The organism is Rhodococcus sp. T7 (genome assembly GCF_009872365.1).
Taxonomy (GTDB): domain Bacteria; phylum Actinomycetota; class Actinomycetes; order Mycobacteriales; family Mycobacteriaceae; genus Rhodococcus_F.
This window is the reverse complement of the sequence record NZ_WXYH01000165.1, coordinates 29,109-53,639: the sequence shown is the minus strand read 5'-3', so window position 1 is coordinate 53,639 and position 24,531 is coordinate 29,109. Positions and strand designations below refer to the sequence as shown.

Annotated in this window: 22 protein-coding genes; 17 read left to right on the top strand and 5 right to left on the bottom strand. The window is 63.7% G+C overall.

Annotation, left to right across the window (positions count from 1 at the left end):
* Positions 1 to 14: 14 nt before the first annotated feature.
* Genes MLGJGCBP_RS17610 through MLGJGCBP_RS17590 form a run of 5 tightly spaced genes read right to left on the bottom strand, consistent with a single transcriptional unit; the run spans position 15 to position 7,019 of the window.
* Positions 15 to 1,802: an acyclic terpene utilization AtuA family protein gene (locus MLGJGCBP_RS17610; RefSeq protein WP_160097255.1), complete on the bottom strand. Its 1,788-nt coding sequence runs from the start codon at positions 1,800 to 1,802 to the stop codon at positions 15 to 17.
* Positions 1,799 to 2,620 carry a TIGR03084 family metal-binding protein gene (locus MLGJGCBP_RS17605; protein WP_160097253.1) on the bottom strand — a complete coding sequence of 274 codons (822 nt, stop codon included), beginning with the start codon at positions 2,618 to 2,620 and terminating at the stop codon, positions 1,799 to 1,801. The genes MLGJGCBP_RS17610 and MLGJGCBP_RS17605 overlap by 4 nt, the downstream gene beginning before the upstream one ends.
* Entirely contained in the window at positions 2,620 to 3,408 is a 789-nt protein-coding gene (locus MLGJGCBP_RS17600) for an enoyl-CoA hydratase/isomerase family protein (protein WP_201453099.1), read from the bottom strand. Before MLGJGCBP_RS17600 ends, MLGJGCBP_RS17605 begins: the two co-directional genes overlap by 1 nt.
* Positions 3,409 to 5,412, bottom strand: a complete 2,004-nt coding sequence (locus tag MLGJGCBP_RS17595) for an acetyl/propionyl/methylcrotonyl-CoA carboxylase subunit alpha (RefSeq protein WP_160097251.1) — start codon at positions 5,410 to 5,412, stop codon at positions 3,409 to 3,411.
* An 8-nt stretch (positions 5,413 to 5,420) separates the two neighbouring features.
* Complete coding sequence (locus tag MLGJGCBP_RS17590) at positions 5,421 to 7,019, bottom strand: acyl-CoA carboxylase subunit beta (RefSeq protein ID WP_160097249.1); 1,599 nt, start codon at positions 7,017 to 7,019, stop codon at positions 5,421 to 5,423.
* A gap of 227 nt (positions 7,020 to 7,246) precedes the next feature.
* Between MLGJGCBP_RS17590 and MLGJGCBP_RS17585 the strand changes: the two genes are divergently transcribed.
* From MLGJGCBP_RS17585 to MLGJGCBP_RS17500, 17 genes are all read left to right on the top strand, one after another.
* Positions 7,247 to 7,807 (top strand): flavin reductase family protein, encoded by a 561-nt coding sequence (locus MLGJGCBP_RS17585; RefSeq protein WP_160097247.1) that lies wholly within the window; start codon positions 7,247 to 7,249, stop codon positions 7,805 to 7,807.
* A 46-nt stretch (positions 7,808 to 7,853) separates the two neighbouring features.
* Positions 7,854 to 8,441 carry a hypothetical protein gene (locus tag MLGJGCBP_RS17580; RefSeq protein ID WP_160097245.1) on the top strand — a complete coding sequence of 196 codons (588 nt, stop codon included), beginning with the start codon at positions 7,854 to 7,856 and terminating at the stop codon, positions 8,439 to 8,441.
* Positions 8,442 to 8,890: 449 nt separating this feature from the next.
* Positions 8,891 to 9,304, top strand: coding sequence for an SCP2 sterol-binding domain-containing protein (locus tag MLGJGCBP_RS17575; RefSeq protein WP_160097243.1), 414 nt, complete (start codon positions 8,891 to 8,893; stop codon positions 9,302 to 9,304).
* Between the two features lie 48 nt (positions 9,305 to 9,352).
* The gene (locus MLGJGCBP_RS17570; protein WP_160097241.1) at positions 9,353 to 10,591 is read left to right on the top strand and encodes an acyl-CoA dehydrogenase family protein; all 1,239 of its coding nucleotides are present in this window, start codon (positions 9,353 to 9,355) and stop codon (positions 10,589 to 10,591) included.
* Positions 10,592 to 11,258: 667 nt separating this feature from the next.
* Entirely contained in the window at positions 11,259 to 11,975 is a 717-nt protein-coding gene (locus MLGJGCBP_RS17560) for an MlaE family ABC transporter permease (RefSeq protein WP_236581175.1), read from the top strand.
* Positions 11,972 to 12,826: an MlaE family ABC transporter permease gene (locus MLGJGCBP_RS17555; protein ID WP_160097235.1), complete on the top strand. Its 855-nt coding sequence runs from the start codon at positions 11,972 to 11,974 to the stop codon at positions 12,824 to 12,826. The genes MLGJGCBP_RS17560 and MLGJGCBP_RS17555 overlap by 4 nt, the downstream gene beginning before the upstream one ends.
* Positions 12,827 to 12,841: 15 nt before the next feature.
* A complete protein-coding gene (locus MLGJGCBP_RS17550) occupies positions 12,842 to 14,041 on the top strand; it encodes an MCE family protein (protein WP_160097233.1) in 1,200 nt (399 codons plus the stop codon).
* The gene (locus tag MLGJGCBP_RS17545) at positions 14,041 to 15,063 is read left to right on the top strand and encodes an MCE family protein (protein ID WP_160097232.1); all 1,023 of its coding nucleotides are present in this window, start codon (positions 14,041 to 14,043) and stop codon (positions 15,061 to 15,063) included. The genes MLGJGCBP_RS17550 and MLGJGCBP_RS17545 overlap by 1 nt, the downstream gene beginning before the upstream one ends.
* Positions 15,060 to 16,307 (top strand): MCE family protein, encoded by a 1,248-nt coding sequence (locus tag MLGJGCBP_RS17540; RefSeq protein ID WP_160097231.1) that lies wholly within the window; start codon positions 15,060 to 15,062, stop codon positions 16,305 to 16,307. Before MLGJGCBP_RS17545 ends, MLGJGCBP_RS17540 begins: the two co-directional genes overlap by 4 nt.
* Entirely contained in the window at positions 16,304 to 17,590 is a 1,287-nt protein-coding gene (locus MLGJGCBP_RS17535; protein WP_160097229.1) for an MCE family protein, read from the top strand. The genes MLGJGCBP_RS17540 and MLGJGCBP_RS17535 overlap by 4 nt, the downstream gene beginning before the upstream one ends.
* On the top strand, positions 17,590 to 18,735 hold the full coding sequence (locus MLGJGCBP_RS17530) for an MCE family protein (RefSeq protein WP_160097227.1): 1,146 nt from the start codon (positions 17,590 to 17,592) through the stop codon (positions 18,733 to 18,735). Before MLGJGCBP_RS17535 ends, MLGJGCBP_RS17530 begins: the two co-directional genes overlap by 1 nt.
* Entirely contained in the window at positions 18,732 to 20,153 is a 1,422-nt protein-coding gene (locus MLGJGCBP_RS17525) for an MCE family protein (RefSeq protein ID WP_160097225.1), read from the top strand. The genes MLGJGCBP_RS17530 and MLGJGCBP_RS17525 overlap by 4 nt, the downstream gene beginning before the upstream one ends.
* Complete coding sequence (locus MLGJGCBP_RS17520; protein ID WP_160097223.1) at positions 20,153 to 20,839, top strand: hypothetical protein; 687 nt, start codon at positions 20,153 to 20,155, stop codon at positions 20,837 to 20,839. Before MLGJGCBP_RS17525 ends, MLGJGCBP_RS17520 begins: the two co-directional genes overlap by 1 nt.
* Complete coding sequence (locus tag MLGJGCBP_RS17515; RefSeq protein ID WP_160097221.1) at positions 20,836 to 21,585, top strand: hypothetical protein; 750 nt, start codon at positions 20,836 to 20,838, stop codon at positions 21,583 to 21,585. Before MLGJGCBP_RS17520 ends, MLGJGCBP_RS17515 begins: the two co-directional genes overlap by 4 nt.
* Positions 21,586 to 21,618: 33 nt before the next feature.
* Entirely contained in the window at positions 21,619 to 22,410 is a 792-nt protein-coding gene (locus MLGJGCBP_RS17510) for a hypothetical protein (protein ID WP_160097219.1), read from the top strand.
* Positions 22,407 to 23,387, top strand: coding sequence for an RDD family protein (locus tag MLGJGCBP_RS17505; RefSeq protein ID WP_160097217.1), 981 nt, complete (start codon positions 22,407 to 22,409; stop codon positions 23,385 to 23,387). The genes MLGJGCBP_RS17510 and MLGJGCBP_RS17505 overlap by 4 nt, the downstream gene beginning before the upstream one ends.
* A gap of 71 nt (positions 23,388 to 23,458) precedes the next feature.
* A complete protein-coding gene (locus MLGJGCBP_RS17500) occupies positions 23,459 to 24,493 on the top strand; it encodes an ABC transporter ATP-binding protein (RefSeq protein ID WP_160097215.1) in 1,035 nt (344 codons plus the stop codon).
* The last annotated feature ends 38 nt before the right edge of the window (positions 24,494 to 24,531 follow it).

Below are 24,531 nucleotides of genomic sequence, written 5' to 3'. Positions count from 1 at the left end.
CGCCGCCGGTGGTGTCAGTTGGTCTCGGGGAGCAATGCTGTCGGGATGTCGGTGTGCCGGGCACGCAGGTACTCACCGAGACTCTTGGCCTGTGCATCCGTGCGGGTCGAGGACGCCACTCCGTCGCCCAGGAATCCGACGATGACGAAGTTCAGTGCCCGGAGATTGGGGAGCTCGTAGCGGTGTACGGGCAGAGATGCTGCCTCGGGGACCAGGTCGAGGAACTTTTCGACGGTCAGGTGCCGGCGCAGCCAGTCCCACCGCTCCGGGCTATCGGTCCACACACCGACATTTGCCTTGCCGCCCTTGTCGCCGGAGCGGGCGGCAACGACGGACCCCAGCGGGAGACGAGTGGTCGGTGCCGGGTCGGCCGCGTCGTGTGGGGTCGACGTTGTCGGTGTCGGTGCCGGTGTCTGGGTCCGCGGGCAGTGGTCGATGAGTTCCTTGGTTCCGTCGGCGTGGAGGACCACATGTTCGATTTCGTTGGCCGGGATGAGCGAGGGCCAGTAGACCCCGAATTCCGATGCCGAAGACGGCGGGGTGGTGGTGTGGAAGCCTGCGTAGCCGGCGACGGCGATCTCGGTGACCGAGTTGGAGAAGGCGCGGTCGACCTTGGCGCGATCGGCGTCTTTGACGGTTATCCGTAGGTGCGCGGTCGATTGGGCGGCGGTGGGCGGGTTGGGAATGTCGTAGCGGAGCAGTTGGATGTCGACGTCGTCGAACTTTTCTTGCCCGCCGAGGATCTCGAACAGTTCGTCGACCGCCCAAGCGGCCTTTTCTTCGATGTCGAGTCCGGTGAGGACCAATGTCATTGTGTTGCGGAAGCCGCCGATGTAGTTCATCGCCACCTTCAGGTCGGGCGGCGGGGGGCTTCCCGTGGTCCCGGCCACCCGGACGCGGTCGGTCCCTTCTTGGGTGATCTCGATCGTCTCGAAGTGTGCGGCGACGTCGGGGTTCAGGTAGAGCGGGCCGTCGATCTCGTACAACAACTGGGCGGTGACGGTGCCCACGGACACCAGGCCTCCGGTTCCGGGGTCCTTGGTGATGACAAAGCTCCCGTCGTGAGCAACTTCGGCGATCGGGGAGCCCGGGTACCGGCGATCGTGCACTTCCCGGATCTGTGAATAGTTGCCCCCGGTCGCCTGCGGGCCGCACTCGATGATGTGACCGGCCGCCACCGCCCCGGCGAGGGCGTCGAAGTCGGTCCGCGCCCAACCGTGCCACCATGCGCACGTGCCGACAACGAGTGCGGCGTCGGTGACGCGTGGACAGATCACCACGTCGGCACCGTTGCGCAGGGCTGCGGCGATACCCCAGCCCCCGAGATAGGCGTTCGCCGACACCGGACTCACCCCGGCCTCCGCCAGCGTGCTGCCCTTGTCGAGGTGCCGGAACTCGTGCCCCTCGGCCTGGAGCGATTCGAGCCGGGGCCGGATGTCATCGCCCTCGAGATGCGCGACGGACAAGTCGAGCCCCTGATCGGCGATGAGCTTGCGAACCTCGTCGGCGAGTCCGGCGGGATTGAGGCCACCCGCATTCACAACGATCTTGATTCCCTTGGCGGCGCAGTCGGCGAGGGACTGACGGGCCTGGGTGAGAAAGGTTTTCGCGTAGCCGGTCGTGGGATCCTTCTTGCGGGCCTTCCACAGGATGAGCATGGTCAGTTCGGCGAGATAGTCGCCGGTGATCACATCGACCGGGCCACCGTCGACCATGTCACGGAAGGCCGAGAGTCGGTCGCCGTAAAATCCCGATGCGTTGCCGACACGGATCGGCCGACGCGGGGCGTCAGACTCTCTCATCGGTTTCCTCCAGTGATTGACGGGGCGGTGAGACTGGGTCGGCCGCTGCCGGGAGCACCGGCAAAGGCTTGGGCTATGCCCATCCAGGCGCGGGCGACGGGACCGGTGACGACGAGGCGAGTGTCGGCCACATTGCGCCGTTGAGTGACGACGAGGACGAAGTCCTCCGCCGGACCCACAACGGAGTTCTCCGCATCAGCGGGTCCCCACGTCCACGCGCTTGCATCGGGGTCCGGAGCTTGAAGCGCCACTCGGACAGCGTGGTCGGGCACGGGCAGCCCGTTGAGCTGATGCGCGAAGGCGAAGGTACTCACCCCCAGGTGCGCGACGCTGCGCAGACCCGGACTGCTTGCGTGCCGTACGCCGAGCGCATCGTAGATATCCCGGCCGTGTGCCCACGTCTCCATCAGCCGTGCGGTTGCCGACGAGGCGACACTCATGTCGGGGCCGTACCAGGGCATGCGCGCCTTGGGAGCAGTCCGTCGCAGCGTCTTGATCAGCTCGCTTCGAGAGTGGACGAACCACTCGATCAGGTCCCGATGGGACATCGTCCGCAGATCACGAGCAATCCGATCCGGAAAGTCCATGCCGCCGGCGATCAGGACGGCGGATTCTTCGCGGAACCGTTCGGGATCCTCCATCGCGGTTCTTGCAGCGTCGTCGAAGAATGCCAGATGTGAGACCTGATCGCGCACGGCCCAGCCGTCTGCGGGAGTGTCGATCTCCCATTGATCCGGTGTGAGGCCACGAAGAACGACGATCAGCCGTACGGTTTCGACGTCGAGGTCGTCGAGAAGTGCCTCATAGTCCAGCGCCATCATCGCCCCTTCCAGTGGGGGCGCCGCTTTTCGCTGAAGGCGAGCATTCCCTCTTGTGCGTCTTCGCTGAGGTAGACCGGTTCCCAGATCTCTTCGGCCATCTCGAACGCCGCCGACAGTGCATACTCGGCGGTCAGCTTGGCTGTCTTCTTCCCGGCATCCACCGACAGTGGGGCATTCGCGGCGATCAACTCGGCGAACTTCTGTGTCGCCTCAACAAGCTCGTCGGGTTCGACGATCCGGTTGACGAATCCAATCTCATAGGCCCGCTGAGCTGTCAAAGGAGCACCGGTCAGGACGATCTCCATCGCAATCCGCTGGGGCACCATCAGCGGAAGGGGAGCCGCCCAGGGCGAGCCACGGCCGATCTTCACCTCGGAGATGGCGAAGGTCGCCGTAGTCGAGGCGATGCAGAGGTCGCAGGTCTGTGCCAGGAGGAAGCCGCCGGCGAAGGCGGCACCGTTGACGGCGGCGATCGTGGGCTTGTCGACTGCGATGTTTCGTCCGAACTGGGGGACGAAGTCGACGGGGGGGACCGTGAGTTGTTCCTGGCTCATTTCCTTGAGATCGCCACCGGCGCAGAACGCCTTGTCGCCGCTGCCGGTGAGGACGAGGACCTTTGCGGATTCGTCGTCATTGAAGCGCCGCACTCCGGCGAACAGGCCGTCCCGGACTGCGCGGTTGAGACTGTTACGGGCATCGGGCCGGTTGATCGTGAGCCATGCGATGGAATTTCGCACCTCGTAGGTGACCGCCACGGTGGATGTGGTGGATGTGTCGGGTGTCATCTATGCGTCCTCCTGCCCGTCGTGCACCACGGCGAGCACGGTGCCGGAGTCGACCTGCTGCCCAACCGAGACGGGGATCTTCGTCACCACTCCGTCGATGGGGGCCTTGATCGTGTGCTCCATCTTCATGGCCTCGAGTACGACGACGGCGGCGCCGGCGGTGATTCCTTGTCCCTCGGACACCTCGATCCTCACCACGGCGCCGGGCATCGGAGCCAGGAGGGAACCGGATTCCTGCACATCGCTCGGGTCGGGGAATCGCTCCACCTCGTGCAGTTCGGTGGCGCCGAGGGCGCTGTTGACGAAATGCGCGGCCCCGTCGCGGACGATCGTATAGCGGCGGCGAACACCGTCGATGACCGCGTCGACCAGGGTGGGCGCGACGTCGAGAAGTTCGATCTGCTCGATCCTGCGACCGTCGACGGTGGCGTCGATCCGGTCGCGGAGGAACCCGTACCGAACCTCGATCTCGGTATCGCCGTGGCCGAACACCACGGATTGGGATGCACTGCGGACGGTACGGAAGCCGGACGGGAGCCCGGGCAACGTCGCAGTCGCGGCGCGGCGATCGGCCTGGGCCGCGAGCGCTGCAACGATCGCGTGCGTCGCCGCGGTGGTCTCGCCCTGGACGCGGCCGGCGGTCAGAGCGGTCAGCGAGTGCCGGTCGAGGTATCCGGTATCGGTCTGCCCATTGCGGAACTCGGGCTCGCGGAGGATGCCGATCAGCAGATCGCGGTTGGTCGTGACCCCGTGGATCAGCGATTCGTCCATGGCTCGGGCCACCCGGTCGCAGGCTTCTTCCCGGGTACTACCGAATCCGATCACCTTCGCCAGCATCGGATCGTAGAAGGTACTGACCGTGGACCCGGAGGCGAATCCCGCGTCGACGCGGATTCCGGGGAGGTCGGCGATCTCAAAGGTGGTCAACTTCCCGGACACGGGCACGAACCCGGCCGGTACGTCCTCGGCGTAGAGGCGAACCTCGATCGCGTGTCCGTTGAACTCCGGTGACTCGATCTCCGGGGGCAGCTTCTGGCCGGCGGCGACGAGGAGCTGCCCGCGCACCAGGTCTGTCCCGGTGACGAGTTCGGTGACCGGATGTTCGACCTGAAGCCTCGTGTTGACCTCGAGGAAATAGAAGGCGCCGTCCGGTGCCATGACGAATTCGACGGTGCCGGCGCCCTCGTAGTTGAGCGCCTTACCAGCCGAGACCGCGGCGCTGCCGAGTTCTTCCCGCAACTCGCGGTCGACGGCCGTCGAGGGAGACTCCTCGACGATCTTTTGGTATCGACGCTGAATGGAGCACTCGCGTTCACCCAGATGGACGACGTTGCCGAAGCTGTCACCAAAAATCTGCACTTCGATGTGCCGCGGCGACTGGACGAACTTCTCCAGGAAGACGGTGCCGTTACCGAACGCCGACTGTGCCTCACGGCGGGCGCTGCGGACCGCCTCGACGATCTCGTCGCGGTCGGTGACGATCCGCATCCCGCGGCCGCCACCACCGAACGCGGCCTTGACCAGGACCGGTAGTCCGATGTCGTCCGCCGCTGACCGCAGCCGCTCCGGATCTTCGTCGGATTCGTTCTCGATCACCATCCCGGGCAGCACGGGGACTCCCGCATCCGCCATGATGCGTTTGGCCTCGATCTTCGATCCCATCGCGGCGATCGCCTCGGGCGAGGGACCGACGAAGATGATCCCCTCGGCTTTGCATCGTCGTGCGAAATCTTCGTTCTCCGAGAGGAACCCGTATCCCGGGTGGATGGCGTTCGCGCCGGTTCGGTGCGCGGCCGCGATTACCAGATCGACCCGCAGGTAGGTGTCGGTGGGGGTGGTGCCGGGCAGGTGGATGGATTCGTCGGCCTCGAGCACGTACGGGGAGTGGCGATCGGCGTCGGAATAGAGCGCCACCGTCGAGATGTCCATTTCGCGCGCCGTCCTGATGATGCGCGACGCGATTTCGCCTCGGTTGGCGATCAGCAGTTTGGTGATCGTTGACACTGCGGTACTCACATTCTGAAGACGCCGTAGCCACGCTGGCCGGCAATGTGGTTGGAATGGGCGGCGGACAATGCGATCGCGAGGATCGCACGGGTGTCACGCGGATCGATGACGCCGTCGTCGTAGAGGCGTCCGGAGATGAAGAAGGGATGCGACTCGGCTTCGATCTGCTGTTCGATCGCGGCGGTGCGCGCAGCATCCGCCTCCACGTCGAATTCGCGACCCGCGGACTCTGCAGCAGACTTGCCGACAATCGACATCACACCGGCGAGTTGCTGGGCACCCATCACCGCGAGCTTGGCATTTGCCCACGTGAACATGAATCGGGGGTCGTATGCCCGGCCGGACATTCCGTAGTTTCCGGCACCGAAGGAACCGCCCACGTTGATCGTGATGTGCGGGACCTTGCTGTTGGTGACCGCATTGATCATCTTGGAACCATCCTTGATGATGCCGCCCTGCTCGTACTCGGTTCCCACCATGTAGCCGGTTGTGTTGTGCAGGAAGATCAACGGGGTGTCGGTCTGGTTCGCCAACAGAATGAACTCGGTGGCCTTCTTGGCCTCTTCGCTGAAGAGGACGCCGCGGTGATTGGCGAGGATGCCGACCGGAAATCCGTGGATCGACGCCCAACCGGTCACCAGACTGGACCCGTAGCGCGGTTTGTACTCGGAGAACCTCGAGCCGTCAGCGACACGGGCGATGACATCGCGAGGATCGAAGGGGACCCGGGGGTCCCCCGAGGCGATACCGAGGAGTTCCTCGGGGTCGTGCAGCGGGTCGTCGGCGGCCGTGGACGGGGCGGGTCCGAACTTGCGCCAGTTGAGGTGGCTGACGATGTCGCGGCCGATTCTGATGCAGTCGTTCTCGTCGACGGCGAACTGGTCGGCCACGCCGGAAACGCGCGAGTGCATGTCGGCGCCACCGAGGTCCTCGTCGTTGGCGTCCTCTCCAGTGGCCATCTTCACGAGCGGGGGGCCACCGAGGAACACCTTGGCCTGTTTGTCGACCAACACTGCGTAGTCGCACATTCCGGGAACGTACGCGCCGCCGGCGGTGGCGTTGCCGAAGACCAGCGCGATGGTCGGAATTCCCATCGCCGACAGCTCGCTCAGGTCGTGGAAGATCTTGCCGGCGAACACGAAGAGTTCTGATTGCGTCGGCAGGTCCGCGCCGCCCGACTCCACCAGGTAGACCACGGGCAGGCGATTCACGCGTGCGATTTCCAACGCGCGCAGATTCTTTTTCAACGTGAAGGGATTCATCGTTCCGCCCCGCACCGTGGGGTCGTGGGCGATGATCATGCATTCGACGCCGGAGACGACGCCCACGCCCGTCACGATGGCGGCCCCGACGTTGAACTGCGTTCCCCACGCCGCCAACGGGGACAACTCCATGAACGGAGCATCGCGGTCGATGAGGAGCTCGATCCGTTCGCGGACGAGTAGACGTCCGCGATCGTGGTGGCGTTGGGTGTACCGCTGGCCACCACCCGCGATAACGAGATCGAGTTGCTCGTTCAGCGCGTCGACCGCGGCGAGCTGAACTCTGCGGTTCTCCTGATAGGTATCCGATGACGTGTCGATCACCGAGTCGAGTACGGGCATCCGTACGCCTTTCTTTCAGATCTGGGGACTCTCACCGACGAGGGCGAGCATCGAAGCTGTGATCAGAGTAACCCAAAAGTGAATCGCCGTACACTTACTTCTTGAGATCGCTCGAACTCGGCGCTATCGTAGGAGGTAACGCAGCGGCAATCTCAGATCATGTACATCAGGCTTCACTAAATGCCGAGGAAGATCGCCGTCGGCTGCAGAGAAACCTTCCCGCTTGAATGGAGAATCCGTTGTCCCAGTCCCTCGACAACTCCGCCCAAAGGGCGGGAGCGTCCACCACCATCGATGCCGATCTCTACCGGACGGCCCTTCGTCGCCATCCCGCCGGCGTCACGATCATCACCCTCGACTCCGCGAACGGACCGGTCGGGTTTACCGCAACCTCGTTCTCGTCTCTGTCGCTGAACCCGCCACTGGTGTCCTTCAATATCGCACACACCTCGTCGAGCATCAGTGCCCTGCACGACGCGCGATCGTTGATCGTCCACCTGGTCGGAGATCACCAACTCCCACTCGCACAACGCTTCTCCGCGAGTGCGGAGCAGCGGTTCGCTGACGAATCAGCTTGGGTGACATTGTCCACCGGAGAGCCCCTACTGCGCGGCACGCGGTGCTGGTTGCGGACCGGCGTGCACCAGCTGATCGAGGCCGGGGACCACACCTTGGTCATCGGGGCGGTCGAGGAAATCCACATCGACGACGCTGACGGAACCTCCGACGCGGCCCCACTGCTTTATCACGAGGGCCGCTACCACCGCGCCGTACCGTTCGGGTCGTAGACCGCCACGGCCACTGCCTCCCCACCCCGACTGGAGAAAATGTGCCATGACAAGCCTGAACGGAATGTCCCGACCCGCCCTGCGGGTTGCCGCGGAACTCAATGGCTACGGCCACCACCCCGCGCTCAGTACCGACTCCCGGACCGGACGTCCGGAGTCCCGCTGGGTTGACCTGCGCGGAGCTGACGACGAAGGCGGTCTCCCGCACGATCATGCGACGATCGTGCGGATACAGGCCGCAGACATGGCCCAAGCCCATCGAGAACGTGCGACGCTGCGTTCGGAGATCCAGGCCAAGGGAGGCCATCCCGACGATATCGCGGTGCTCGTCGACATTGCGGTACTCATCGCCCCGCAGGCCCGGTCCGCGCGCAAGGAGTTGCTGACGCTCGACAGCACCTTGGCGGGCCCACGACCGATCGAGTCGTTGGAATACATCGGTACACCCATCGGACTCGCCAGCCTGATCGCGGATTTGTACGTCGTCGGTGTCGTCGACGGGGTCACCCTTCTCCCGCTGTCGGAACCCGCAGTGGTGGACCACGTGGTGAATGAGTCACTGCCGTGGTTAACGCTCCGAGGTGTCTACCCGCCCGTGGGAGGGGCAGTCCTGGCACGCACACCTCTCCGGTAATCGTGCTTGTAACTCCCTCACGAAGGCCGCGCCGATGACGGCGCGGCCTTCTGCGTTTCCGCGAGGCGGGCACGGCATCCGCCCGACCCGACGACCCGTGGACGCCGGAGGCGGGTGACGAGCGCCCGGAACCTTGCGCTTCCTCCGCTTGCCACCGCCGAGCTGGATCCGACGAACCCTTCGATCCCGACCTGCTGGTTCGAAGCCGCCGAGGGTCTCACGGAATTCCGCATGAAACTGTTGCGACATAACCTATCTCGGGAACGTATCGTCGACCGCGAGCCCGTGGCCGGCGCACACAGGCATCCTCGGGACCCGCGCGGGCATCACGAACTGCGCCGCCGACTTATCTCCCCAACGCGGGGGTGAAATCCCTCTTCAGAGGGGTGTGGACACGGAGTGACCGCTGCCACACTTGGTTCATCCAGCACCGGAACCGAAGGGTCGACATGAGTACATTCGCCAACGCCGACGAGGTCTACACCTATATCGGTGGAATTTTCGACAAAGCAACGAAGGAAAAGACCTTCATCGACGCCACCGCGGGGACCGGTCTGGTGATCAAGCTGATCCAGACGGATCCGGACGCCGTGATGATCATCGACTTCCCTGGGCAGAAGGTCACCACGGGTGATGCGACCGAGGGGATGGCGTCCACGGTGCAGTTGCGGATGTCGTCGGACAACAGCAACAAGTTCTGGCAGGGCAAGCTCAACTTCACGCTCGCGATGGCCCAGCGGAAGGTCAAACTCGACGGCAAGCGTTCGGTTGCTCTCAAGCTTCTCCCGCTCACCGGCGGCCTGTTCGACGTCTACAAGCAGCTTCTCGAGGAAAGCGGCCGCGAAGACCTCTTGATCGATTGACACCACCACGCTCGAACGATTCGTAACGACACAGCAATTGGAGTGCACATGCTAGAGCAGGACATGACCGACGAAGAATTCCAGCCCTACTTTGAAAAGGCAGAGGAGGTTTCGAAGTTCTTCCGCGAGATCGGCCCCAAGTACGACGCGGAAAACACCTTCGCTTACCCGTCCATCAAGGCGTTCAAGGAGTCCGGGCTCGGATCTCTTCCTGTGCCGAAGGCGTTCGGCGGGGCCGGCGGCAACCTGCTGCAGGCATCGAAGGTCATCAGTGAGTTGTCCAAAGGCGACTCCGCGATCACGTTGGCCTACAACATGCACTACATCATGGTCGGCATCGCCGGCAACCTGATGAGTGAAGAGCAGAACAAGTACTGGCTCGGTCGAGTTGCGGACGGCGAGATCATCTTCGGACCGTTCTCCGAGCAGCGCGCCGGATTCAGCGGCCTGGCCGACATGAAGGCCGTTCCCCAGCCCAACGGTGGCTGGAAGCTCTACGGCAAGAAGACCTGGGGAACGCTCTGCGAGGCCGCGGACATCATCACCACCAACGCGACGATCACCGATGCCGAGGGCAACCTGCCGGAGGATTTCCAGGAACGGGTCAACGCGGAGAGCTTCTTCATCGGAGACTTCAAGGTCGACGAGAACGGCCAGGGCGATGGCATCCGCATCGAAAAGACCTGGAACGCTCTCGGTATGCATGCCACCGGTACCCAGACCATCCACTTCGATGGCTACTTCGTTCCGGAAGACGGCTTCATCTGCGAGTGGCGCTCCGGAGCGTTCGGCGTCCTCGAGTGGGCATCGCTGATGTTCGCGAGCATCTACCTGGGCATGCAGTACCGCGTTCTCGAGGAATCTCGCGCGGTCCTGTCGAAGAAGACCCTCGGCGCCACCTTCGGTGCCATCGTCGCAGAAGAGACCAAGGTCTCCGGCGTCGGACACATCATCGACGGTATCGGCGACATGGCCTCGCGGGTGGAGATCTCACGCAGGGTGCTCTACCAGACCTGCCAGGAACTGCTCGACGGCAAGGATGACGAATGGCCGTTGGAGCTACGCTTCCCGTACATCGGTCTGGCCAAGACCTTCATCGCTGACAACGTCATGCACATGACCAGGCATGCAATGAGCATGGCCGGTGGGTCGTCGTTCCGCAAGGGGGCGATCTTCGAGCGTCTGTACCGCGATTCCGCCGCGTCGATGTTCCAGCCGCTCAACGGAGATCAGTCTCGCACGTACATCGGCGAGTACCTTCTGCAGCTCGAGCAGCTCAACGACTGATCGGCTGCCACGAACGCCCTCCGGTGTCCTCCCAGGACAGGACGCCGGAGGGTTTTTCGCGTGGGCGGCGAGAACCACCGCCCACCCGCGGCGATGGCAGGGGGCAGGGCGGCTGCAGAAGTGGCCACCGCAACGAGAACGGACCCCGTTACGACGGCGGGCGAGGTCGCGGTCGCAGCCGAGACGGACGCGATGTGCGGTGGGGGAGCGCCGCTGGAGGTGTCTCCTTTGCCGCTGCAGTCGGTCGAGCCATCTGACGATCGCCCGATCCCGCCGTGATGGAGAATAGTCAACAGCGGATCACTTTTGCACCCTCTCATCCCCCCTCGGGGGGAAACGCGGGACGGATTCCTGCCACTTTTGGGTGAGATTGCTCCCCCAAACGGAAGAAGTGAATCGCAATTTACTTGTGTAGTGATCTAGCGTAGCCCTAGCATTCAATGTGATGCGGCACACAACATGTCTGGTTGTGGATGGGCCCGAGTAGCCCGATCAGTCGCTCGTCCCACTTCATTTTCCATTCGAAACGAGGAGGAAACCGGTGACCGGTTCCCCACCGCTCGCAGTAGATCCGCGTGCACCGGGCCGCGGCGCGCGTGTCCGCACGGCCGGGAAGGCTCGGGGCCGGGCCGAAGCGGCACTGCGGCCCCTGGGCGCATTCTTCGAGATGTGCGCGGCGACGTTCCGTGCACTTTTCCGGCCCCCGTTTCAATGGCGAGAATTCGTTCTGCAGTCGTGGTTCATCGTTCGTGTTGCATTGCTGCCGACACTGCTCGTCGCGGTACCGTTCACCGTTCTGGTGGTCTTCACCCTCAACATCCTCCTGGTCGAGTTCGGAGCTGCCGACCTCTCCGGTGCCGGTGCGGCACTCGGCGCGGTCACCCAGATCGGTCCACTCGTCACCGTTCTGGTCGTGGCAGGTGCCGGCGCCACCGCGATCTGCGCCGATCTCGGTGCCCGGACGATCCGCGAGGAGATCGACGCCATGAAGGTGCTGGGAATCGATCCGATTCAGCGTCTGGTGGTACCGCGAGTGCTCGGCTCCACGCTGGTGGCGCTGCTGCTGAACGGGCTGGTGATCACGATCGGCATTGTTGGAGGATTCTTCTTCTCCGTCGTCTTTCAGAACGTCACGCCAGGCGCATACGTGTCATCTCTGACCTTCGTGACCGGTTTGCCGGAGGTCATCATCTCCGAGGTGAAGGCCTGCCTGTTCGGGCTCATCGCGGGTCTGGTGGCGTGTCATCGTGGTCTCACGGTGAAGGGCGGACCGAAGAGCGTCGGCGACGCCGTCAACGAGACGGTCGTGTACGCCTTCATGGCGTTGTTCGCGGTGAATGTCGTTGTCACCGCTATCGGCGTGAAGTACGGGACGGGGCGATGACCGTGACCAACAGTCTGACCGGAAAACGGCGAGCGTCGAAGGTGGCAGCGGCGCCTCTGCGTTTCCTGGAATCCCTCGGTGAACAGGCCGTCTTCTTCTGGCGAACCATTCGGTTCACTCCGCATGCCGTGAAGACGTACTCGCGTGAGACACTTCGACTGATCGCCGAAATCGGCATGGGATCCGGGGCGTTGGCGGTGATCGGCGGCACGGTGGCGATCGTGGGATTCATGACGTTCGCCGGCGGGACCCTCGCCGCCATCCAGGGTTTCAACTCGCTGGGCAACATCGGCGTGGAGGCGCTGACGGGGTTTTTCGCGGCGTTCTGCAACGTGCGCATCATGGCACCCGTGGTCGCCGGTATCGCGCTCGCGGCAACGATCGGTGCGGGTGCTACCGCCCAACTGGGTGCGATGCGGATCAGTGAGGAGATCGACGCCCTCGAAGTGACCGGCATCCGGTCGATGTCCTACCTGGTGTCGACCAGAGCCATTGCCGGAATCGTCGCCATCATTCCGCTCTACTCCATGGCCGTTATCATGTCGTTCCTCGCTGCGCAGGTGACCACCACCGGGATCTACGGTCAGTCCGCCGGCGTCTACAACCACTACTTCTTCACCTTCCTTCGGACCAGCGATCTGTTCTGGTCCTTCCTCGAGGCCTTGATGATGGCCACCGTGGTGATGCTGATCCACTGCTACTACGGCTACAACGCCGCCGGTGGTCCCGCCGGAGTAGGTGAGGCGGTCGGACGGGCCGTACGCACATCGCTGATCGCGGTGGTGATGGTGGTTCTGTTTGCCTCACTTGCTATTTACGGAACATCCGGCAACTTCAACCTGGCCGGTTAGACGGGGGACGCTCTGATGGGAACACGCAAGAAATCACACTATAAACGGCCACCGCTTCGGATCGCCGGTGCCGCGATGCTGTTCGGCGTCGTCACAGCCCTGGTGCTGTGCATGCAGACATTCCGAGGCGCCTTCGAGGAAACCGTTGCGTTGACCGTCGTCGCCGATAGGTCCGGCCTCGTGATGGAACCTGGTGCCAAGGTGCAGCTCAACGGTGTCCAGATCGGCAGGGTCAAAGAGGTCCAGCAGGTTGGCGGCACCTCCCGACTGAGTCTCGATATCGATTCGGGGCGCTTCGGCCTGCTCTCGGCCGATACCACCGCCGAGATCAAGGCCACGACGGCGTTCGGCGCCAAGTACGTCGCCCTGACAAGCGCCTCAGGTCAGGGGCACAGCCCGCTCGCCGCGGGAAGTGAGGTGCGGTCGGGCAACGTCACGACGGAGATCAACACAGTATTCGAAAATCTGACGTCGGTGATGCACCATGTCGACCCGGCGAAGCTGAACTCAGCACTCGGCGCGGTCGCCGAGGGTCTGCGAGGCCGCGGCGAGCAGTTCGGCGACACCATGGTCAAGGCTGATTCCGTGCTCGCCCGACTCAACCCGGTTCTGCCGCAACTTCAGAGCGATCTTCGTGACACGTCCACCGTCGTCAACACCTATGCGGATGTCGCACCGACCTTGATGGACCTACTGAAGTTCGCCTCCACAACATCGGATTCGGTTGTCGATCGGCAGGCCGAGCTCGATTCGACGCTGACCGCGGCGGTGGGCTTCGGTAACGAAGGCGCGGCATTGACCAATGATCTCGAGCGCGGGCTGGTCGATTCCATGCGGCTCCTGCTGCCGACAACCGGGCTCTTGTCCAAGTACAGTCCCGAAATCACCTGTCTATTGCAGCAATCCGTCGACGCGCGCAATGCTCAACTGAACTCGTTCGGTGGCAACACCGGATACTCTGCCGACCTCGATGTCGGGTTCCTTCCCGGCGACGACCCCTATCGCTATCCAGCGAACCTGCCGAAGGTCGAGGCGTCCGGCGGCCCGGGCGGACAACCGGGTTGCTATCCGATGATCACCAAAGACATGTATCCGGCGCCCGTGCTGGTCACCGACACCGGTGCATCGATCGCCGATTCGACCAGCCCCCGTCTCGGTTCCCCATTTTTCGTCGACTATCTGTTCGGAAATATCGTCGGAGGGCCGGCACGCTAATGAAAATCACTGGAACCATTGCACGCTTGACCCTCTTCGCCGTTGTCATGGTGGTCTTCACCGCCGCTGTCGTGGTGGTCTTCTCCCAAGTGCGGTTCGGCAGCGAACGCACGTACAAGGCGGCCTTCGTGGACGCATCCGGGTTGAAGTCGGATGAGTTCGTGAGGGTGGCCGGCGTCGAAGTCGGGAAGGTGAAGTCTGTCGAGATCGTTGACGAGGCCACCGCCCTGGTCGAGTTCTCGCTGACCAAGGACGTGCCGTTCACCGAATCCACCAAGCTCGCGGTGCGGTACGAGAACCTCATCGGAGCTCACTACCTCGAACTGCTCGACAGTCCGGGGTCCAACACCACACAGCCCGAGGACTCGACGATCCCGGCAGATCGCACGATGGCCGCGCTGGACCTCGACGCCCTGATCAACGGATTCCGTCCTCTGTTCAAAGCACTGGACCCCGATCAGGTCAACAAGCTCTCGACCTCGCTGGTGAATGTTCTGCAAGGACAGGGTGGAACGGTATCGGACTTCCTGAAGCAATCCGGCGAGCTGACCTCCGCATTGGCCGACCGCGATCAGTTGATCGGCTCGGTGATCGACAACCTCAACCGCGTGCTCGGCACGGTCGACGACCACAACAAGCAGTTCGACGAAGGAATCGACAAACTGCAGCAGGTCATCAGTGGACTCTCGGAGCAGTCCGACCCGATCGGTGATGCCCTCGTCCGCGTGAACGACGCGTCCGCCTCCGTCGCAGATCTCCTGGTGAACGCCCGCCCGTCGATCAAGAGCGACATCTCGGAGATCGGACGTGTCGCCGGAAACGTGAATGCAGACAAGGACTACGTCAACTGGGCGCTCAGCGCACTCCCCGATGCATACGGTCGACTCGCCCGGCTCGGACTCTACGGCGACTTCTTCACGTTCTACCTCTGCGATGTCACGTTGAAAGTCAATGGCCCTGACGGTAATCCCGCCCTCATTCCGATCATCGGGCAGCGGGCAGGAAGGTGTACAGCACAGTGAGCCGAACACAGAAAACGAACACGGTTCGCACCGGTCTGATCGGCGTCCTGGTGGTCGCGGCCCTGGTGCTGATCTCGGTCAACTTCGACCGAATCGCCTCCACGCTGAGCTCGTCGGTGACCTACACCGCGTACGTCGGGGACACCGGCGGCCTCGAGGCCGGCGACAAAGTGTTCCTCTCCGGCGTCCACGTCGGGGATGTCGAGGACATCGAACTCGACGGCGACAAGGTCCGGATCGCATTCAGTGTGGACGGACCGCGTCTGGGCGTGGACTCCGAGGTGGCGATAAAGACACTGACCGTGCTGGGGCGAAAGTTCCTGCAAGTGACGCCGAAGGGGGACGAGGCGCTCTCACCCGACGAGCCGATCCCGCTCGAGCACACCTCCACCCCCTATCTCCTGACCGATGCGCTCGGCGACCTGTCCACCACCGTGAGCAACTTGGACACCGACCAGGTCACCAACGCGCTGGACACGCTGAGTCAGACCCTTGATCAGACCGCACCGAACCTCAGTGCCGCGCTCGACGGGGTCTCCCGGCTCTCGGATACCGTGGGCACCCGCGATCAGATGGTCAAGGACCTGTTCCACAATGCGGAGTCGCTGACCAAGGTCCTCGGCGGCCGCAGCGAACAGATCAACAAGCTGCTCCTCGACAGCAACACCCTCTTCGGCGCGCTCGATCAGCGCCGACAGGCAATCGACACGCTCCTGGTGAATCTGTCCGCCGTCACCGCACAGGTGGCGTCACTGGTCGATGACAACGAAGCCCAACTCAGGCCGGTACTCGATCAACTCAACGGTGTGACAGCACTGTTGAACGAGCGTAAGGACGATGTGAAGAAGGCGATCCTACCGGCAAGCCAGTACATCACCTCGCTCGGTGAATCGGTGGCGTCCGGCCCGTTCTTCAAGGCGTACATCATGAATCTGCTTCCCGGCCAGTTCCTCCAGCCCTTCATCGACGCCGCATTCCGGGAGCAGGGCGTCGACCCCGGCACACTCAACGGGCCAAACCAGTTCCCGGTGACCTGCGGACACAACGCGGCCCCCGGTCTGACCCCGCCCGGCCACACCACACCGCTGCCCAATCCGAGCACCTGCCCCGTCCAACCCGGCGACCCCGCCGCTCCCGCAGCGGCTCCGGCCCAGCCGGGATCACCCGCACTGCCCGGGCTGCCTCAGCTGCCGCCACTCCCGCAGCTGCCGGGACTTCCGCCGCTACCCGGATTGGGAGGATGACCATGTTCCAGTCGTTGATGCCGCGCACGTCCCGCCGGCGCATCACAATCCTGACCGTCGTCGTCCTTCTCGTGGCCGGAACACTCGGCCTCGCGTGGCACGCGTACGACCGAGTCACCACGAGGACCGCGGTCGCGTACTTCGAGAACACCAACGGTCTGTACGTCGGGGACAAGGTCAAGATCCTCGGCGTCGACGTCGGGGTGATCGATTCCATCGATCCCGACGGCGAGCGGATGCGAGTGGGGTTCCACTACGACGCCGACTACAAGGTCCCCCAGCAGGTCAAGGCCGCCGTGCTATCGCAGAGCCTGATCTCGTCACGTTCGATCCAACTGACACCTGCCTACACCGGCGGCCCCGAACTGGTTGACGGTGGTCAGATCCCGATCGAGCGCACCGCTGTGCCCGTGGAATGGGACGACCTTCGGAGGCAACTGCAGCATCTCGCCGAATCGATCGGCCCCACCGAGGCCAATAAGGCCGGTTCTCTTGGGGACTTCGTCGACACCGCAGCCGACTCATTGGCCGGCAAGGGCGACGACATCAACTCGACGTTGACGAAGCTCTCCGATGCCATGTCGACGATGTCGGACGGCCGCGACGATCTCTTCGCCACCGTGCGCAATCTGCAGGCATTCATGACTGCACTCGCCGCGAGTGACAATCAAATCGTCGAGTTGAATCGGAACGTCGCCTCGGTATCGTCCGTGCTCAACGACTCCGATCAAGAGCTGGCGACCGCATTGCAGAACATCGATGCGATGACCAGCCGGCTGGGGCAGTTCGTGAAGGACAACCGCGACGGGCTCAGCAAATCTGTGAGCGACCTCGCCACCGTGACCACGGCGTTGAACGAGATACGTCCCGACATCGAGCAACTCCTGCACGTCGGTCCGACGGCGATCCAGAACTTCTACAACATCTATGAACCCGCTCACGGCTCCTTCACCGGCGCTCTGGCCGTCACCCAGCTCCAGAACCCCGTGCAGTTCATCTGCGGCGCAATCCAGGCGGCAAGTCAGCTGGGTGCCGCCGAGGCGGCGAAACTGTGCGTCCAACAGCTCGCACCGGTGTTGCAGCTCGTGCAGATGAATTATCCGCCGGTCGGAATCAACCCGGTTGCAGGCAAACAGGTCCGACCCGAGCAGATCGATTACAGCGAAGATTGGCTACGCGGTACGGTGCCCGCTCCCGCATCGGTCGAGCCCGTCGGCGCACCTGCCGGGCTGGCAGGACTTCTCGGAATCCCGGCACCCGCAAACGCTGGAGGTGGGCGATAGTGGCCAGCAAGAAGATCACCCGGACCGCGATCATGGCATTGGTCGGCGGATTCACCCTCACAGTGTCCGGGTGCGATTGGCAGGGGGCCAACTCCCTGCCACTGCCAGGAACCGCCGGTTCCGAAGACGGCTCGTACACGGTCAAGATCGAGATGCCGAATGTGACGTCGATTCAGCGGAACAGTCGGGTACGCGTCGGCGATGTCACGGTCGGCAATGTCGACGACGTGCAGCTCGTCGGATGGCACGCGGTCGTTACGGTCTCACTTGAGCCCGACGTCCACCTCCCCGCCAATGCGACGGCGAAGGTCGGTCAGACCAGTTTGCTCGGTTCGCTGCACATCGAACTGGCGTCACCACTGACGGAAGCACCAGCCGGCGAATTACGCGACGGTGACACGATCCCGATCGATAACGCGAACACCTATCCGACGACAGAGCAGACACTGGCCTCGGTGTCGACGGTTCTGAACGGCGGAGGCCTCGCTCAGATCCAGGAAATCAGTGGCGAACTCAACGCCGGGTTGTCCGGACACGAGGTTGAAGTCCGTGACCTTCTCAATCAAGCGGATACCTTCAGCGGCAGTCTGAACGAACAACGTGATGACATCATCACGGCCGCCGAGGGCCTCGATCGCCTTGCCTCGACCGTCGACCAGCAGAACGCCGTACTGTCCGGCGCGCTGGAACGAATTCCGCCCGCGCTCGCCATTCTCGACGAGCAGCAACGGAAGCTCACCGACACGGTGACCTCCGTCGGAAATTTCGCCGATTCGGCGAACCGGGTTGTCACGGCGAGCTCGGACGACGTACAGGCCAATGTCCGTGAGCTCGACCCGGTCTTGCGCGAACTCGGCAACTCCGGTTCCGACCTCACCCAGGCCCTGGGTCTGCTTCCCACGTATCCCTGGCCGCTGGAAAACATTCCGAAGTTCTTCAAAGGTGACGCCGGCAATCTCTCCGCGACCGTCGATCTCACCATGGGCCGCCTCGACCGCGGGCTGCTGCAGGGGACACCCCTTGAGGGGTCGCTTACGAACGCCGAGACCGCGCTCGGCCGCACGGAGGGTCGAATTCCGGCGGTCTCGACGAAGAACCCGTTGACTGCGGGGCTCGACAACGTTGTGATGAGGGGTACCCGATGATTCTGTCGAAATTCGTCAAGATTCAGCTGATCATCTTCGCAGTCCTGACCGTGATTGCCTTGATCACGATGGGCGTCGTGTACATGCGGTTGCCCGCGCTGGTGGGTATCGGGCGCTACTCGGTCGCGGTGGACCTTCCGACAAGTGGTGGGCTGTACAGCAGTGCGAACGTCAGCTATCGCGGGTCGACCATCGGCACCGTCACCGATGTCACGCCCACCGCCGGAGGGGCGCGTGCAACGCTGAATCTCGATAGTTCGATCAGCATTCCGGTCTCTGCCGAGGCTCAGGTGCACAGCAGGTCCGCGATCGGCGAACAGTACCTGGACTTCGTCCCCAGCTCGCTCGAGGGACCGTTCCTCGAAGATGGGGCGGTCGTACCAGCGAGCCAAACGAGTGTGCCGCAGGACATCGGACCGATGATCGACACACTCAATGCGAGCCTCACATCGATCCCGCAGCAACAGCTGAGCGCACTGATCGATGAGACGCACAACGCTTTCGAGGGGTCAGGCCCCGCGCTGCAGCGGATCCTCAATGGCTCCGACCGTGTACTGGACCAGGCCTACACCGACGCCGACGCCACCACCACGTTGATCAACGACGCGGCACCATTTCTGGACTCCCAGAAGGTCAGCAGCCCCGCGATCCGCGAGTGGGTGCAGAACCTGGCGGGAACCGTCCAACAGGCCGACGCGAATGACCAGCACATCCGGCACATTCTCGAAACCAGTCCCGCAGCGGCCAGTGAGGCAAGTGCACTTTTCCAGCAACTGCACCCCACCGCTCCGCTCCTGGCGGCCAATCTGACCAGCCTCGGTCAGGTCGCGGTCACCTACAATCAGTCACTGGAACAGTTGCTGGTACTGCTGCCCGCCAGCGTCAGCGCCCTCAAGACGATCAATGTCCCCGATCAGGGAACGTCAAACGGCGCATTCCTCGACTTCAACCTGAATCTGAACGCCCCGCCGCCCTGCACGACCGGGTTCCTCCCGGCCTCCGAACGGCGCGATGGCTCTGCCACCGACGCCCCGACGCGCACATCCGACCCGATCTTCTGCGCGGTGCCGCAGGACTCGTCGGTGGCGGTGCGCGGTGCACGGAATCTGCCGTGCATGGACAAACCCGGCAAACGCGCACCCACCGTGGAGATCTGCAAGAGCGACGAGCCTTACACCCCGTCGGGAACCAATCCCTGGGTGGGGGACCCGACACCGACCACGGGCAACGCGGCCGCCCCCGCATCCAACACACAGGAGCCGGCCGGCCCCCAGATCGGGACGGCAAGTTACAACCCACTGTCCGGCCAGTATCAGGGCAGCGACGGCCGAACATACACGCAAACAGATCTCAGCCGCACCGGATCTGGTCATGGTGAAACCTCGCCGGTCCAGGCGATTCTGACAGGAGGCCACTGATGCTCCGACGTAAATCGGCAACCGTGTCGGATGTCGCAGCCGTCCGCGCCGCACTCGACGCACGGCAGGCCGCCGAGGTAGCCGTGGCGGCGGCCGAGGCGGCCGAGGCGGCGGAAGCCGCGGCCGCGGCAGAGGAAGCAGGCGATCCCGGCGACACCTTCGCGGTCGGCGACGACTCGCGCCATCCAGAACCGAGCTCACGCCGATGGAACACCGCCGCGGCGGCACTGTTTGTGGTCGTTCTTGCGGGCCTGTTGGTGGCTGCGGGGGCCCTCGCGAACGCGCACCAGGACAGCACGGACGCCAGCGATCAGGATCTGGCGATGCTCGGCGCCGCCCGGCAATCAGTCCTCAATCTGATCTCCCCGAGCTCCCAAGATCCCGCCGCCGGGGCGGATCGCATCATCGACGACGCGACCGGATCGTGGCTCACCGAGTTCGAAGGCACAAAGGATCAGTTCGTCGCCGCCATTGCGGAGTCGAAGACCGAGTCGAGCGGCGAAGTGCTCGGTGCCGGAATCGAGGGCCGAAACGATGACGGCAGCACAACCGTTCTGGTATCGGCGGTGTCGAAGGTAAGCAACGCCGCCGGCGCCAAGGACGAGCCACGAACCTGGCGTCTACGAGTCGGCATCGTCGATGTCGACGGGTCCTACAAACTGTCAAAAGTGGAGGTCGTGCCATGACCTGTGAACTCGAGAACAAGGATGTCGCAGCGGAATCGACGCAGGAACCGCCCGCCGCGGCCGCACCGAACCCGGCTACCGCCCGTCAGGCCGCCTTCCTCAGATGCGGACTCACTGCGGTCGCACTCGGTGCGCTCGTGGCCACCGGGGCAGTTCTCGAGTTCCCCCTCTGGTTCATCATTGCGAGCACACTCGTTGTCCTCGCCACCGCCGCTTTGACCTACCGCAGTGAAGTCGCGTTGATCCGCTCCGCCACAGTCAGAGGGCGGCGCACGCGCACACTGGTTGCGGTGGCGCTCCTGGCTGCGTCGACGGCAACCTTCGCCGCCGTGGCACACCTCCATCTCACCGTCTCCGACGAGCGAACCGGACAAACACGGGCCGCCGTCGCCGGGAAGGCCGGTGAACTGACCGCGGGCGTGCTGACCTACAAGGCACCCACCGTCGAGGACGACGTCGCCCAGGCCAAAAGCCACCTGACCGGCGACTTCTTGGATTCGTACTCGACTCTCACGGCCGACACGATAATCCCGCAGGCGAAGCAAGGGCAGGTCGAGACGCATTGGGAAGCGAGCGGAGCATCGGTGATTTCAGCCGAATCCGACTCCGCGGTGGTCCTCGTCTTCCTCCGAGGTACCACGGCCAGCGCCGCGAAACCGGACCCGACGTACCTCTTCAGCAGTGTACGAGTCCGCATGGAGGCGTCCGGCGATCAGTGGCTCATCTCCCAACTCGAGCCTCTGTGAGAAACCCGTCCTGAAATGTCAAAGGAGGCTGGGATGACGAAAACATCCACCCACACGCCACGCTCGCGGATCGACGTCGACACCACAACCCTCCGCGCTCACGCAATCGAAGCCCGCGCGGCCGCGGTTGCCGCACTCGCTGCTGCCGAACGCGCTGCAGAGGCGGCCGATCAGCATCCGCCGGATGCCGTCGCCGACCGCACTGTCGACGAGCAGCCGCAGCGTCCGGCGAAACGAGGTGCTGTTCGCGGGCGCCGAAAGGCAGCGATCAACCGTGCCGCGGTTGCGGTCCTAATTCTGGCCTCGTTCGCCGCGTCCGCCTCCGGTGGCAAGGCATGGTGGGATCACCGCGCCGTCGAACAACGAGACGCGGCGGACCGCGCCCTGATGCATTTTGCCGAAGACGGGGTCGCGCAGCTCATCTCGACAAGCAAAGACGATCCGGGTGGCTACGTCCAACGGGTCCTCGACAACGCCGCCGGCCAGTGGCACGACGACTTCGACGCCCGCAAACAGTCCGTCCTCGACACCATGAGCGCGGCGGGCAACGTCACCGTCGGCCACGCCGTGGAATCTGGCATCGAGCGACGCAATGACGACGGCAGTACCACTGTTCTGGTGGCCGCATCGGCGGAGGGCAGCGTCCCGGTCATCGGACCTGATTCCGCTGGCCCCAACCCTGAAGCGGGTGGAGATCGGACCCAACCTTCGGGTCAGGATCCCGGTGTGACAGCGACGATCGAACCGCAGGAGTACCAGCTGCGCGTTGACGTTGTCGACGTCGACGGGCAACTCAAATTGTCGAAGGTGGGATTCGTCCAATGACGACACTGAACGTGACTACCCAGGTGAAAGAAGAGAGCGCAGAACCCGACAGTGGCACCGCGGGGGAGCAGGGAGCCTCACTCGTGCGCCGCGGCCGGGCACTGGCAGTCGACATGGGCCCACCTCTCGCCGTGGCGGCAACTGCAGGGGCCCTGTCGCAGATTCTGGCGGGACAGGTATGGGTCGCCCTGTGTTGGGGAGTCGTGGCCGTATCCGGCCTCTACATCGTCTCCAACAGCATCATCTGGCAGGGGCGCACCGGGCGAACAGCCGGCAAGTACCTCGAGGGATTCCGCACGGTCTCTGCCACCACAGGATCTCCGATCGGGATCCTCCGTGCGATCATCCGGGTGGGGTGCCTTCCGGTCGAGGCGATCTTGTTCCTCATCGGGCGGTTCTGGCCGCTCCATCGCGGACAGCGGCGCACATTGGCCGACAGGGTCGCCGGATCACTGGTCACGACGTCCGATACGGGGCGCCCCACCGCCGGTCGGCGCCGACTCGGTATGACTGCCGCAGCGCTGATCCCGCTCTGCGCAGTTCTTTCCCTCGTCCTGGTTCAATTCTTCGTTCAGCGCACCGATGACCAGGCGCTCGTGGCGTCGCGCGAGTCCGTGGCACAGGTTGCTTCCGACGGTGCGGTAACGCTTCTGTCGTACAAGCCCGACACCGTCGAGCAGGATCTGGACGCCGCACGCGGCGTGCTGACCGGCGACTTCCTCGAAACATACACAAAGCTGGCGAAAGACGTGGTCGCGCCGACGGCAAAAGACAAGCAGGTCACGATGCAAGCGGCGGCAGCAGGTTCCGCTGTCGAATCGGTGTCCAAGGACCAAGCATCGGTCCTCGTATACATCAATCAGAGCACGACGACAGCAAGTAGCCCCGAAACGACGCAGTCGCAGAATGCAATTCGGGTCGGACTCACCCGCATCGACAGCACCTGGTTGATCAGCCGATTCGAACCGTTGTTCTGACAGCACCGCAGCGGATAGTGGCCACCGCTGCTGCGCAACACCAATCCCCAGGCCGTGAGAGTGAGGAAACAATGGGTGTCGAGGTAGCGGTCACCAATCTGACGAAGTCCTTCGGATCGCAGAAGATCTGGCAGGACGTGTCGCTGACGCTTCCGCCCGGTGAGGTCAGCGCGTTGCTGGGCCCGTCGGGTACCGGTAAATCGGTGTTCCTGAAGTCATTGATCGGTTTGCTCCGCCCGGAGCAGGGCTCGATCGTGATCGACGGCACCGACATCCTCGAGTGCTCGACCAAGGAACTCTACGAGATCCGCAAACTGTTCGGGGTGCTGTTCCAGGACGGGGCCCTGTTCGGGTCGATGAACCTCTACGACAACGTCGCCTTCCCCCTGCGCGAGCACACCAAGAAGAGCGAATCCGAGATCCGCACGATCGTGATGGAAAAGCTTGAACTGACCGGTCTGATCGGCGCCGAAACGAAACTGCCCGGCGAAATCTCCGGCGGCATGCGCAAACGCGCCGGCCTGGCCCGGGCGCTGGTGCTGGACCCGCAGATCATCCTCGTCGACGAGCCGGATTCCGGCCTGGATCCGGTCCGCACCACCTACATCAGCCAGACGTTGATCGACATCAACGCCGAGATCGACGCGACGATCCTGATCGTCTCGCACAACATCAACCTCGCCCGCACGGTGCCGGACAACATCGGCATGCTCTTCCGCCGACAACTGGTGATGTTCGGTCCCCGCGAGGTACTGCTCACCTCGGAGGAGCCGGTGGTCAAACAGTTCCTCAATGGCACCATGATCGGCCCGATCGGCATGTCCGAGGAGAAGGATGACGCGCAGATGGCTGCAGAGCAGGCCATGGTCGACGCCGGTCACCACGCCGGTGGCGTCGACGACGTCGAAGGCATCGTCCCACAGATGAAAGCCACCCCGGGCATGCCATTCCGCCAAGCCGTCGCCCGCAGGCAAGAACGGGTGCGCGAGATCATGGACACCCTGCCCTACAGTGCCCGGCTCGCGATCCAGGAGAGCTTCGAATCCACCGCACTCACCGAAGAATTTCCGGCCGTTATTGCGGACGAGATGTACGCCGTCGACTAGCGCGCGGCGAATCCGATCAACCCCGACGAAGAGAGAGC